Consider the following 12,982-nt stretch of genomic DNA (forward strand, 5'->3'; position numbering starts at 1 on the left):
ATGGCATGCTCTAGCCAGGACTCGAGACAGGGACGGACCAGCATGACGACGGCGAACGCGGGCCGGGCCGGTGCGCGGGCGGGAGCCCAGCGGCAGCCGTCCGCCGACCATCTGCGGTTGCTCACCAAGGTCGCGAAGCTGTACCACGAGCAGGGTGTCCGGCAGCCTCAGATCGCCGCCCAGCTGCACATCTCGCAGCCGCGGGTCTCCCGGCTGCTCAAGCAGGCCGTGATGGCCGGCATCGTCCGGACCGTGGTGATCCCGCCCGGCGGTGTGCACACCGAGCTGGAGAACGCCGTCGAGCAGCGGTACGGGCTGCGCGAGGCGATCGTCGTCGACGCCAGTGGCGAGGACGACGCGCACGTCATCCCGGCTCTCGGCGCGGCTGCCGCCGTGTACCTGGAGACCACCCTCACCGGCGGTGACCGAATCGGGATCTCGTCGTGGAGCTCGACCCTGCTGGCGACCGTCGAGTCGATGACGCCACGGCCGACCCGGGTTGCCGAGGAGGTCGTCCAGATCCTCGGTGGCGTCGGCAATCCGGCCGCCCAGTCCCAGGCGGCGCGGCTGGTCGGCCGGCTGGCGGACCTCACCGGCGCCGCGCCCGTCCAGCTCCCGGTGCCCGGACTGGTCGGCAGTCCGAGCGCGAAGCGGACGCTGATGAAGGACCGTGTGGTCAGCGAGGTGATGGAGGCCTGGTCGCGGCTCAGCCTGCTGCTGGTCGGGATCGGCAGCCTGGAGCCGTCGCCGCTGCTGAAGGAGAGCGGCAACGCCATCTCCGCCGAGGACCAGAAGGTACTCCGCGACCAGGGCGCGGTGGGTGACATCTGCCTGCGGTTTTTCGACGCCGACGGCAAGTCCGTCCGCTCGGAGCTCGACCAGCGCGTCCTCGGTCTGTCCGCCGCGCAGGTGCGCAGCGACGACCTGCGTTGTGTGGGCGTCGCAGGCGGCATGCGCAAGTACGCCGCCATCCGCGCCGCCCTGCTCGGTGGGTGGATCGACGTGCTGATCACCGACCGCACGGTGGCCGAGCAGCTCGTCGCCGACTGAGCCGTCCCACCCTTGACACCTCGCGGGTGCCGTCCTACGGTCACGCTCGGAATATATCCCCATACTCTGAATAGAAATGCGGATGCGATGACGAGTGCACGCGGATACACCGGTGGGATGTGGACCTTCGGACGGATCATCGATCGCTACGCCACCGACGGCTACGGCCCGCTGGTGGGCACCCTGCGGACGATCGAGCTGGCCGCCGCCGCGGGGCTGCAAGGCCTGGATCTCAACTATCCCTTCGATCCCGGCGTCGAGGTGGCCGATGTGAAGAAGACGCTGGCCGAGTACGGACTGTCCGCCGTCTGCGTGACGCCGGTGATCTACGACCGGCGCTTCCGCAGCGGCTCCTTCACCAGCGCCGATCCCGACGTCCGCCGGCAGGCGATCGAGCTCGGCCATGAAGCGGTCGCGGTGGCGGCCGAGCTCGGCGCCCGGTACGTGAAGTTCTGGCCCGGGCAGGACGGCTACGACTATCCCTTCCAGGTCGACCACCCGACGCTGCGCAAACACGCGATCGACGGCATCGGTGCGGTCGCGCGGGCGTTCCCGGACGTGACGTTCGGGATCGAGTACAAACTCAAGGAACCGCGGAACCGGTTGTTCTGGGGGACGGCGCCGGCCAGCCTGCTGGCGATCGAGCAGATGAAGGTGGACAACGTCGGCCTGGTGATCGACTTCGGCCACTCGCTGTTCGCCAAGGAGAATCCGGCCGAGGCGCTCAGCCTCGCCCACGGGATGGGCCGGCTGGTCGACATCGAGGTGGACGACAACTACCGCGAGTGGGACGACGACCTGACAGCGGGATCGCTGCATCTGGTGGAGACGCTGGAGTTCCTGCATGTGGTCCGCTCGATCGGCTGGGAGGGTCCGCTCAAGCTGGACCTCTTCCCGTACCGCGAGGACGCGGGCGAGGCGGTTCGCGAGAGTGTCGCCGCGCTCCGTGAGCTCGAGACCAGAGCTGAACGACTCGACCTGGAGCAGTTGCGGGCGGCGCAGGCGACGCACGACGCGATGGCTGCCCAGCGGGTGGTCCGGGCGGCGCTCTTCTCCTGAGCCGAGTGCTCCGGCGACGACCCGAATCGTGGTCATCGCCGGAGCCGTGGTCCCGGTGTCCCGTCAGCGAGCCGGCCGATCAGGGCGCGTCGATCCACACCGTCATCGGTCCCATCGCCCGGTTCGCCCAGGCATAGTAGGGAATCGCGGTCAACGTTGTGCCGCTCCCGTCGCGCCGTCTGGCCGGCACGGAGACGGTCGTCACCCCACCGAGCAGTTCCGGGCGGTCGGTCTCGACCAGCTCGCCCGGCAGCACCGCGGTCTCGTCCAGGACGACGCCGTCCGGCTGGTCCAGCTGCTCGAAGCAGTACACCAACGGGCCGCGCTCGATCGCCACGCAGCCGCGCACCGAGTCCACCCGGTCGTCCGGCGCCGTACGCCGGGCACGCACCGGCAGGTCGAGCACCACCTCGTCGCCACGCTTCCACCGTCGTTCCAGGGCTGCGGTCCGGCCGACCTCGCCGACCGGTTCCTCGGTCCCGTTGATCGTGAGCTTGCAGCCTTCCGCCCAGGCAGGAAGCCGAAGTCCCAGTGTCCAGGGAGTTTCCGGCGACTCGGTGACGGTGACGGTCACGCGGCCGTGCCAGGGGTAGCGGGTCGTCACCTCGAGGCCGACTGCCGCGCCACCGACCTCGGCCATCACGGTCGCCGGCGCGTAGAGGTGCAGCTGGATGCCGCTGTCGTCCGAGGTCGCGACCAGCTGGTCGAGAGACGCGAGGGTGCGCATCACGTTGGGTGGGCAGCACGCCGTGCCGTACCACGGTTGCCGCCCGGCGACCGCGGAGCGCTGGTCGTCGGCGTACGCGTTGTTCCGCACCTTCAGGGTGTTCACGTAGAAGAACTCGCCGCCGGTCGAGGAGACGCCGGAGATCACCGCGTTGTACAGCGTGCGCTCGAGCTGGTCGGCGTACCTGCTCCCACCCGTTGCCAACAGCAACCGCCAGCTCCACTGCACGCTCGCGATCGCGGCGCAGGTCTCGCAGTACGCCGCGTCCGGTGGCAGCTCGAACGGATCGCCGAAAGCCTCGCCGTACCAGCGGGAGCCGACACCTCCGGTGAGGTAGGCCTGGGTGTCGACCATCGTCTGCCAGGTCTCCCGCAGGGCGTCGAGCAGTTCCGTGTCGCCGGTCTCGACCGCGACATCAGTGGCTCCGGACGCGAGGTACAACGCCCGCACGGCATGACCGCCGAGGACTCGGACGTCGCGCACCGGCAGGTGGTCCTGGAAGTACGCCGGGCCGTGGTGCCCCGGCGGGACCAGCAGGCCGTGACCGCGGGCCTCGACGAAGTACCGGGCCAGGTCGAGGTACGCGGTCGTGCCGGTCGTCCGGTAGAGCTCCACCAGCGCCATCTCGATCAGCGGGTGACCGTCGATCCCCTCGGTGCGGCCGGGGCCGAAGTGGTCCGCGAGCAGGTCGGCGAAGCGGGTCGCGACCGTCAGCAGCGTGCGATCGGCGGTGGCGCGGTACTGCGCGACCGCCGCCTGCAGCAGGTGGCCCGCGCAGTACAGCTCGTGGCCCTTCTCCAGGTCGGTGAACCGGCCGTCCGGAACCGCCAGGCGGATGTGGGTGTTGAGGTAGCCGTCGGCTTCCTGGGCGTCGGCCACGAGAGCGCTGGTGCTGCTCTGCCAGGCGGCGAAGGCCTCCGACGGCTCGCGGGACTGCTCCCAGGCGACGGCCTCGAGCCACTTGTACACGTCGGAGTCGGCGAACGGCCGGCCGGTGAAGCCGTCGGCGACGGGCTCGCGACCGGCGGCGCGACGCAGGTTCCGCAGTGTGCCGGCCTCCTCCAGCCGGTCGCCGGCGGCGGGGATCGTGGCCTTGCGGTTGACGTCCTGGCGCTCCGACCAGAAACCGCCGGTGATCTTCGCGGCGCCGAGTGGCAGCGGCCGCAGCGTCGTGGCAGCGATCGGTGCGACGGCCGCCGACGGGTCGGGCGGCTGCAGTGAGGACATGGCTGAGAGGCACCTTCCTGTCGGCCCGACCGGACGCGTGACCGGTCGGCGGGGCGGGCTGGCCGGGATCGTAGCTGCCGGTGAGACGGCCGGGCAAGAGCCCGTGCAAACGATTGCCGCTGCGGTTTCCACTGGCCGGAGTCGGTCAGTGACACGCCCTTGACACCCCCTCGTAACCTCCGCGACCATGAGTCCGTCATTTCATTCGACAGTGACTAGATATTCATCATTCGTTCCGCCCGGCGGTCCCGCTCCCGTGCCGCCCAGGCGAGAAGTGAGGCGTGAGAATGACCGAGACCTCCACCGACGCGGTCACCGGCTGGACCCGGCGGGGCTTCGTCGGCACCGCGGCAGCGGTCGGCACGGCCGCCACGATCGGCATCGGCGCGGCCCCGGCCGCACAGGCCGCCGGGGCCGTCGCCGGCGCCGCCGAGGACAGGATCCCCGCGTTCCCCGGTGCCGAGGGCGCCGGCAAGTGGGCCAAGGGTGGCCGGGGCGGGTCCGTCTACGAGGTGACCACTCTGAACGACTCGGGTCCCGGGTCGTTGCGCGACGCTGTCTCCGGGTCGGACCGCACGGTGGTGTTCCGGGTGTCCGGCACCATCCAGCTGCAGTCCCAGTTGCTGATCGCCGGCAACAACCTGACCATCGCCGGCCAGACCGCGCCCTGCGGCGGCATCTGTCTGTCCGGGCACTCCACCGGGATCAAGGGCGGCGCGCACGACATCGTGATCCGCTACCTGCGGTTCCGCCTCGGCGACCTGAACGCGATCGCCGACGACGCCTTCAACACCAACGTGCCCGGCTCGGTCAGTCCGGAGATCCGCAACCTGATCATCGACCACTGCTCGTTCAGCTGGGCGGTGGACGAGTGCCTGTCGCCGTACGGGAACTTCGACGTGACCGTGCAGTGGTGCATCGTGGCCGAGGGCCTGGCACTGTCCGCGCACCCGAAGAGCCGGCACGGGTACGGCGGGATCTGGGGCGGCGAGCGGAACAGCTACCACCACAACCTGATCGCCCACCAGGGTGGCCGGCAGCCCCGGTTCGGCTACACCGAGGGGATCAACCTCGAGGTCGACCACCGCAACAACGTCGTCTACGACCACGGCTACACCTCGGTGTACGGCGGGGAGTGGGCCAACGGCATCAACATCGTCGGCAACTACTACAAGCCCGGGCCGAGCACGCTGGCCGACGTCGCGCCGGTGATCCTGTCGGCGAACCGCGGCGGCCAGTGGTATGTCGACGGCAACCACGTCGACGGGCACCCGGACGTGACCGCGCACAACCGGCGCGGGGTCCGCTACCCGATCGGCGGCATCGCCGAGCTGGCCGAGCCGGTGAGATTCGCCGACGAGATCGACGCGCAGACGCCGGCCAAGGCCTACGAGGCCGTGCTCGCCTCCGCCGGTGCGATCCTGCCGCGCCGCGACGCCGCCGACGCGCGGATCGTGAACGACGTCCGCAACGGCACCGGCCGGCTGATCAACTCGCAGAAGGAGGTCGGGGGCTTTCCACCGCTGGTGTCGGCGGAACCACCCGTCGACTCCGACCACGACGGCATCCCGGACTGGTGGGAGAAGGCGAACGGGCTGGACCCGGCCGACCCGTCCGACGCGCAGAAGATCGCGCCGAACGGCTACACCTACCTGGAGAACTACCTCAACTCGATCGTGCCGGACCCGGTCGGCAACCCGACCGTCCGGCTGACCAGCCCGACGCACAACCAGGTGGTCGCGAAACGGACCGCGCCGACTGTCACACTCGAGGCCGACGCCACGGCAGCTCGCGGTGGCCAGTTGGCGAAGGTGGAGTTCTTCGCCGGCGACCAGCTGATCGGCACCGCCACCAGCGTGCCGTACCGGGCCACCTGGACGAACGTTGCTGACGGCACCTACTGGCTGACCGCCCGGGCGACCGACCACAACGGGACGGCGACCCAGTCGGCGGCCGTGCCGGTGCACGTCAACCTGCAGGCCGGTACGCCGGGCTGGACGTCCGCCGCGGTGGGCAAGCCGCCGGTGCAGGGGTCAGGCAGCCTCGACGGCGGGATCCTGACGATCAAGGGTTCGGGCCGGATCCTCGGCCGGACCGGCAACTTCCACTACGTCTACCGCAAGCTCCGGGTCGGCGGCGCCGGCTCGGTCGCCCAGGTCACCGCCAGGCTCGACTCGCTCGCCAAGGTGGCGAACGGGCTCACCGCCGGCCTGATGATCCGGGACAGCCTCGACCCGGCCGCGCCGTTCATGTACGGCGGCATCGGGTTCGGTGTGGCCGGTGGCCTCGGCACCGTGAACGACGACGGCGGCTCGAGCAGTGTCACCGACGACGGCGGGATGAAGGCCCAGGCGATCCGGATCCAGCCGTCCGGACCGGCGCCGAGCGTCGGACCGTGGCCGTGGACCGAGGACGAGTACCTCGATCCGGCCAAGCAGTACTGGCTGCGGCTGCTCCGCCGCGAGCGCCCGCAGGCCGGCGAGGTCGAGTTCGAGGCCTTCATCTCCGAGGACAAGACGAAGTGGGACCGGTTCGGCTACGAGCGCCTAGTGATGCCGAGCCTGACCTTCTACATCGGTTTCGCCGTCGACGGTGGCCGGGAGAACAACGGCCTCGTCGACTACGGCACCGCACAGTTCAGCGCCATCACGGTCGAGCAGTGAACCGACACCAGGGAGTGGAGATGTCCGGAAGTACGCAGGAACGCCGGATCGGCCGGCGCAGGTTGTTGCAGGGCGGACTCGGTCTGCTGGCCGCGGCCACCGTGCCCGGCTGCGGTTTCTTCGACACCAAGCCGGCCGGCGCCGGTGGGCAGGCGGCGGCCGCGGGGGAGAAGGAGGCGCCGGCCCTGAAGGCGCTGGTGGACCAGGGGTCGCTGCCACCGCTGGCCGAGCGGCTGCCGAAGAACCCGCTGGTGATCAAGCCGCTGACGGGCAAGTCCGGCTACGGCGGGACCTGGCGCTCGGCGATGCTCACCCAGGAGGACACCCAGTGGCTGTGGTACGCGACGGCGTACGAGCCCGAGGTGCGCTGGAAGCCGGACCGGACCGGCAAGCCCGGCTATGACGAGATCGAGGCGAACGTCTGCGAGTTCACCGTCGATGCCGAGAGCAAGGTGTTCACCTTCAAGCTGCGGGACGGGCTGAAGTGGTCCGACGGCAAGCCGTGCACCGCGGACGACATGATGTTCGCCCTGCTCGACGTCTCCTGTGACAAGGACCTGCACCCAGACGGCATCTACGACGTCTACCTGTCGCCGGACACCGAGAAGCTGGCCGCGATCGAGAAGGCGGACGAGCGCACCGTGCGGATCACCTACACCGCACCGCAGCCGTCGCTGCTCAGCCAGATCGCCGACGCCACCTTCCTGCGCGAGGGTCCGTACGGGATGCTGCTGCCGAAGCACTACTTCCAGCAGTTCCACAAGAAGTACACCCCGGGCGTCGTGGCGGCCGCCAAGAAGGCCGGGGTCGGCAGCTGGACCGACCTGTTCACCCAGAAGCAGAACCCGTTCACCAACCCGGACCAGCCGACGCTGGCGCCGTGGCAGGTGACGACCGCGCTGGGCAGGGGTTCCGCGGTCACGCTGACCCGCAACCCGTACTACTGGAAGGTCGACGACCAGGGTCGGCAGCTGCCGTACATCGACGGCTGCCGGATCGAGGTGGTCCAGGACGCGCAGGTCGAGCTGCTGAAGGTGATGAACGGCGAGTTCGGCATGCAGTACCGCAACTTCGGCACGCCGCAGAACAAGCCGGTGGTGGCGCAGAACCGGGGCAAGGGCGGCTACCGGATCTTCGAGGTGCCGACCCAGCTGACCAACACGATGATCATCGGCCTGAACATGACCCACAAGGACGCGGCCAAGCGGACGCTGTTCGCGAACAAGGACTTCCGGGTCGGGCTGTCGCACGCGATCAACCGCAAGGAGATCATCGACGCCGTGTACGCCGGCCAGGGCGAACCCTGGCAGTGCGCGCCGCCGAAGTCGTCGCCCTTCTACAACGAGCAGCTCGCCACCCAGTTCCTCGAGTTCGACGTCGCCAAGGCGAACCAGCACCTGGACGCCGCCGGGCTGACGAAGAAGGCGCCGGACGGCCGCCGGCTCGGCGCCGACGGCAAGCCGGTGGCGGTGACCGTGCTGATCAGCGAGTCGTTCCCGGACCATGTCGAGGCGATCGAGCTGGTGAAGAAGCGCTGGCGGGCCGTCGGGATCGAGCTGCGCACCCAGGCGATCAGCGAGGACCTCTACAAGGAGCGGGTGCGGGCGAACGACCACGACGCCGGCAGCTGGACCGGCGGCGCCTTCCTGCTGCCGACCGGTACCGGTGGCGACCACTACTACGTGCCGACCAACGACGGCAGCGCGCGGTACGCCATCACGTGGGCGCAGTGGTACCAGTCCAAGGGCAAGGAGGGCGCCGAGCCGCCGGCCGAGGTGAAGAAGCAGCTCGACCTGTTCACCCAGGGCCGGCAGGAACCGAACGCCGACAAGGCGCTCGACCTCGGCAAACAGGTACTGCAGATCGCGGCCGACCAATTCTACTACATCGGGATCAGCACCGTGCCGAACACCTACGGTGTGGTGAAGAACGACTTCCACAACGTCCCGGACCAGATGGTCGAGGCGGTCGCCCCCGGCCTGTCGCACCCCGAGCAGTTCGCGATCGGGCAGTAGCGTATGGCCCGCTTCCTCGCCCGCCGGCTGCTCTGGATGGTGGTGACGCTCGCGGCGATCTCCTTCGTCACCTTCGTCGTCATCAAGCTGCCGCCGGGCGACTACACCACCACGGTGATCCGCAACGCCGAGGCCCGGGGCCAGGACATCCCCGACTCCCAGATCGCGGAGCTGAAGCGTCACTACGGGCTGGACCAGCCGTTCCTGGTCCAGTACGGCAAGTGGATCTCCGGCGTCGTCCTGCGCGGCGACCTCGGCCAGTCGTTCGCCTGGAACCAGTCGGTGGCGAGCCTGATCGGCAGCCGGGTGCTGCTGTCGATCCTGCTGTCCCTGGCCAGCCTGCTGTTCGTCTGGGCGATCGCGTTCCCGATCGGCATCTACAGCGCGCTGCGGCAGTACTCGGGGGGCGACTATTTCGCGTCCTTCCTCGGCTTCATCGGGATGGCCGTGCCGGAGTTCATGCTCGCGCTGGTGATGATGTACGTCGGGTTCCGGTACTTCGGCCAGAGCGTCGGCGGGTTGTTCTCACCGGAGTACGCCGACGCGGCGTGGAACCTCGGCAAGCTGATCGACCTGCTGTCCCACCTGTGGATCCCGATCGTCGTGGTCGGGGTGGCCGGCACCGCTGGGCTGATCCGGATCACCCGGGCGAACCTGCTCGACGAGCTGCACAAGCCGTACGTCGCGACCGCGCGGGCCAAGGGACTGCCGGAGTGGAAGCTGCTGCTCAAGTACCCGGTCCGGATGTCGCTCAGCCCGTTCTTCAGCACGGTGGGCTGGCTGCTTCCGGGCCTGATCAGCGGCGAGACGATCGTCTCGGTCGTGATGAGCCTGCCGACGTCCGGCCCGCTGCTGCTCGGCGCGGTGAAGAGCCAGGACATGTACCTGGTCGGCAGCTTCGTGCTGATCCTCAGCGCCCTGACCGTGGTCGGCACGATGCTCAGCGATCTCGCGCTCGCCTGGTGGGATCCCCGTATCCGCGCAAGGTTCCAGAAGGGCTAGGACCGGATGCTCCAGCAGACAGAGACGCTCGAGCCCCCGCCGGACCCTGCGCCGGACCGGGCGGGGCCGGAGGTCGTGAAGAGCCTGCGCGACCACGGTGCACTGCCCCAGTGGCGGTTGATGTGGCGGCAGTTCCGCCGGCACAAGCTGGCCCTGATCGGGTTGATCGTGCTGGTGCCGATCTACTTCGTCGCCATCTTCGCCGGCTTCTTCGCACCGGCGAGCAGCAACAGCGCGCACACCGACCTGCCGTACGCGCCGCCGCAGCGGGTGCACGTGTCCACCGAGCACGGCCTGTTCGTCTACGGGTACCAGTCGACGCGGAACCAGGAGACGTTCGAGCAGACCTTCACGGTCGACCGGAACAGGATCATCGACGTCGGCCTGTTCGTGCGCGGCGACGAGTACAAGCTGCTCGGGCTGATCCCGAGCGACATCCACCTGATCGGGCCGAAAACGGCCGGTCAGCCGTTCTTCCTGCTCGGCGCCGACCACTCCGGCCGGGACCTGCTGTCCCGGCTGATCGAGGGAGCCCGGGTGTCGCTCTCGATCGGCCTGGTCGGTGTCTTCGCCAGCTTCCTGCTCGGCATGCTGATCGGCGGCATCTCCGGGTACTGCGGCGGCCGGGTGGACAACGCGATCCAGCGCGTCATCGAGTTCATCATGTCGATCCCGACGCTGCCGTTGTGGATGGCGCTGTCCGCGGCGCTGCCGGCCAGCTGGGGACCTCTCACCCGGTACTTCGCGATCACGGTGATCCTGTCGCTGATCGGCTGGACCGGGCTGGCCCGCGATGTTCGCGGCCGGTTCCTCAGCCTGCGCGAGGAGGATTTCGTGATGGCGGCGCGGCTGGACGGCTGTGGCCGCGGGTCGATCATCTTCGGCCACCTGGTGCCGAACTTCGCCAGCCACATCATCGCGTCGGTGTCGATGGCGGTGCCGCGGATGATCCTCGGCGAGACCAGCCTGAGCTTCCTCGGCCTCGGCCTGCAGGCGCCGGCCGTGAGCTGGGGCGTGCTGCTCGAGGGCGCGCAGAACATCCGGGCCGTGGCGACCGCGCCGTGGCTGCTCACCCCCGGTCTGGCCGTGGTGGTCGTGGTGCTGGCGATGAACTTCGTCGGTGACGGCCTGCGCGATGCCGCGGACCCGTACAAGTGATCGGCGAAGGAGGACAGATGCTCGCTGAGCCCCTGCTGGAGGTGCGCGACCTCAGGACGCACTTCGAGCTCGAGGACGGTGTGGTCAAGGCCGTCGACGGCGTCTCGCTGACCGTACGGCGAGGCCGCACCCTGGCCGTCGTCGGCGAGTCCGGCTGCGGTAAGAGCGTCACCGCCAGGTCGATCCTGCGGCTGGTCGAGCGGCCGGCCCGGATCGTCGGCGGGCAGGTGCTGCTGCACGGCGAGGAGCCGTCCGGCGAACCACTGGACCTGCTGGCGGCCAAGGACCAGCGGATGCGGCAGGTGCGCTGGGCGGACATCGCGATGGTGTTCCAGGAGCCGATGGCCTCGCTCAGCCTGGTGCACACCATCGGCGACCAGATCATCGAGGCTGTCCGGCTGCACGAGAACCTCGGCAAGGCGCCGGCCCGGCAGCGGGCGATCGAGATGCTCGGCCGGGTCGGCATCCCGGACCCGAAGCGCCGGGTCGACTCGTACCCGTTCGAGCTCAGCGGCGGGATGCGGCAGCGGGCGATGATCGCGATGGCGCTGTCGTGCCGGCCGCGGCTGCTGATCGCGGACGAGCCGACGACCGCGCTGGACGTGACCACCCAGGCGCAGATCCTCGACCTGCTGCAGGATCTGCAGCAGGAGCTGGGGATGGCGATCATGCTGATCACCCACGACCTCGGCGTCGCGGCCCAGGTCGCCGACGAGGTCGCCGTGATGTACCTCGGCGAGGTGGTCGAGCACGGTCCGGCCGAATCGGTGCTGACAGCACCCAAACACCCCTACACCCGGGCCCTGGTCCGGTCGGTGCCACGGCTCGGTCAACGCGGCGCCGGCCGGCTGGAGGCGGTCCGCGGCACCGTGCCCCCGCCGTACGAGCGGCCGACGGGATGCCGGTTCCACCCGCGCTGCGACCTGTTCATGGCCGGCTCGTGCGACCAGACCGTGCCGACCCGGGTGCGCAGCGACGACATCGACGTCGCCTGTCTGCTCTACGACGTCGAGGAGGACCTGTGAGCGAGACCGAAGAGAACCTGCTGACCACCGAGGGCCTGGCCATGCACTTCCCGCTGAGCGGCGGGTTCCTCGGCCGCAACCGGGGCGTGCTGAAGGCGGTCGACGGAGTCGACCTGACGATCCGCGCCGGCCGCACCCTCGGGCTGGTGGGGGAGTCGGGCTGCGGCAAGACGACCCTCGGCCGTTGCATCGTCCGCGCGTACGAGCCGACGGCCGGCGCCATCCGGTACCGCGGCGCGGACGGCGCCGAGGTGGACCTGGCCGCCCTGTCCGAGAGGGAGCTGAAGCCGTACCGGGCCGAGGTGCGGCTGATCTTCCAGGACCCGCACTCGTCGCTCGACCCGCGCAAGACGCTGCGTGACCTGATCGCCGAACCGCTGCGGGTGCACGGGCGCGGCAGCCGGTCGGAGATCGACGACCAGGTCGCCACCCTGCTGCGGCGGGTCGGGCTGCGGGCGGAGTACGCACACCGCTATCCGCACGCCTTCAGCGGCGGCGAGCGGCAGCGGGTGGTGATCGCCCGGGCGCTGGCGCTCGACCCGCGGCTGGTGGTCGCGGACGAGGCGGTCAGCGCGCTGGACGTGTCGGTCCGCGCGCAGATCCTCAACCTGCTGAAGGACCTGCAGGACGAGTCCGGGCTCACCTACCTGTTCGTCTCCCACGACCTCGGCATCGTCGAGCACGTCGCCGACGACGTCGCGGTGATGTACGTCGGCAAGGTGGTGGAGGTCACCAGCACCGACGACCTCTACACCCGGCCGCTGCACCCGTACACCGAGGCGCTGCTGAGCGCGGTGCCCGATCCCGATCCCCGGTCGCGAGGGAAGCGCTCCCGGATCGTGCTGCACGGCGAGATCGCGGACCCGTCCCGGACGCCGCCCGGCTGCCCGTTCCACCCGCGCTGCGGTTACGCCGAGGCGCGCTGCCGGACCGAAGTACCTCAGCTGCGCGAGGTGGGCGGGCGCAAGGTCGCCTGTCACCTCGCCGAGCAGCTGGAGCTGAAGGGTGTCGCCGAGGCCGTCACGGTCTGACCGGCAGGCACCACCGCCCCGAGAA

Annotated in this window: 9 protein-coding genes; 8 read left to right on the forward strand and 1 reads right to left on the reverse strand. The window is 69.8% G+C overall.

Annotated elements, in window-relative coordinates; genetic code table 11:
- Positions 1–42 precede the first annotated feature (42 nt).
- Positions 43–1,050, forward strand: coding sequence for a sugar-binding transcriptional regulator (locus EV644_RS24215; protein ID WP_132190965.1), 1,008 nt, complete (start codon positions 43–45; stop codon positions 1,048–1,050).
- 87 nt (positions 1,051–1,137) lie between these two features.
- Positions 1,138–2,109 carry a sugar phosphate isomerase/epimerase family protein gene (locus EV644_RS24220; RefSeq protein WP_132190964.1) on the forward strand — a complete coding sequence of 324 codons (972 nt, stop codon included), beginning with the start codon at positions 1,138–1,140 and terminating at the stop codon, positions 2,107–2,109.
- 79 nt (positions 2,110–2,188) lie between these two features.
- On the opposite strand, the gene EV644_RS24225 is transcribed toward EV644_RS24220, so the two are convergent.
- A complete protein-coding gene (locus EV644_RS24225; RefSeq protein ID WP_132190963.1) occupies positions 2,189–4,063 on the reverse strand; it encodes a glycoside hydrolase family 127 protein in 1,875 nt (624 codons plus the stop codon).
- A gap of 287 nt (positions 4,064–4,350) precedes the next feature.
- Here EV644_RS24225 and EV644_RS24230 point away from each other — a divergent pair, with 287 nt between their 5' ends.
- From EV644_RS24230 to EV644_RS24255, 6 genes are read left to right on the forward strand one after another with little or no spacing between them, the layout of a single operon-like run.
- Positions 4,351–6,726, forward strand: a complete 2,376-nt coding sequence (locus EV644_RS24230; protein ID WP_132190962.1) for an Ig-like domain-containing protein — start codon at positions 4,351–4,353, stop codon at positions 6,724–6,726.
- Between the two features lie 20 nt (positions 6,727–6,746).
- Positions 6,747–8,741 (forward strand): ABC transporter substrate-binding protein, encoded by a 1,995-nt coding sequence (locus EV644_RS24235; RefSeq protein ID WP_132190961.1) that lies wholly within the window; start codon positions 6,747–6,749, stop codon positions 8,739–8,741.
- Positions 8,742–8,744: 3 nt separating this feature from the next.
- On the forward strand, positions 8,745–9,743 hold the full coding sequence (locus EV644_RS24240) for an ABC transporter permease (protein WP_132190960.1): 999 nt from the start codon (positions 8,745–8,747) through the stop codon (positions 9,741–9,743).
- A gap of 6 nt (positions 9,744–9,749) precedes the next feature.
- Complete coding sequence (locus EV644_RS24245) at positions 9,750–10,901, forward strand: ABC transporter permease (RefSeq protein ID WP_132190959.1); 1,152 nt, start codon at positions 9,750–9,752, stop codon at positions 10,899–10,901.
- Between the two features lie 17 nt (positions 10,902–10,918).
- The gene (locus tag EV644_RS24250; protein WP_132190958.1) at positions 10,919–11,926 is read left to right on the forward strand and encodes an ABC transporter ATP-binding protein; all 1,008 of its coding nucleotides are present in this window, start codon (positions 10,919–10,921) and stop codon (positions 11,924–11,926) included.
- Entirely contained in the window at positions 11,923–12,957 is a 1,035-nt protein-coding gene (locus EV644_RS24255; protein WP_199239989.1) for an ABC transporter ATP-binding protein, read from the forward strand. Before EV644_RS24250 ends, EV644_RS24255 begins: the two co-directional genes overlap by 4 nt.
- The last annotated feature ends 25 nt before the right edge of the window (positions 12,958–12,982 follow it).

Source organism: Kribbella orskensis (assembly GCF_004342085.1).
GTDB lineage: Bacteria > Actinomycetota > Actinomycetes > Propionibacteriales > Kribbellaceae > Kribbella > Kribbella orskensis.

What these genes read in the sequence shown, in the direction of transcription:
- EV644_RS24220 (WP_132190964.1), top strand. Translation starts at nt 1,138, where the DNA reads ATGACGAGTGCACGCGGATACACCGGTGGGATGTGGACCTTCGGACGG.
- EV644_RS24235 (WP_132190961.1), top strand. Translation starts at nt 6,747, where the DNA reads ATGTCCGGAAGTACGCAGGAACGCCGGATCGGCCGGCGCAGGTTGTTG.
- EV644_RS24225 (WP_132190963.1), bottom strand. Translation starts at nt 4,063, where the DNA reads ATGTCCTCACTGCAGCCGCCCGACCCGTCGGCGGCCGTCGCACCGATC.
- EV644_RS24215 (WP_132190965.1), top strand. Translation starts at nt 43, where the DNA reads ATGACGACGGCGAACGCGGGCCGGGCCGGTGCGCGGGCGGGAGCCCAG.
- EV644_RS24240 (WP_132190960.1), top strand. Translation starts at nt 8,745, where the DNA reads ATGGCCCGCTTCCTCGCCCGCCGGCTGCTCTGGATGGTGGTGACGCTC.
- EV644_RS24250 (WP_132190958.1), top strand. Translation starts at nt 10,919, where the DNA reads ATGCTCGCTGAGCCCCTGCTGGAGGTGCGCGACCTCAGGACGCACTTC.
- EV644_RS24245 (WP_132190959.1), top strand. Translation starts at nt 9,750, where the DNA reads ATGCTCCAGCAGACAGAGACGCTCGAGCCCCCGCCGGACCCTGCGCCG.
- EV644_RS24230 (WP_132190962.1), top strand. Translation starts at nt 4,351, where the DNA reads ATGACCGAGACCTCCACCGACGCGGTCACCGGCTGGACCCGGCGGGGC.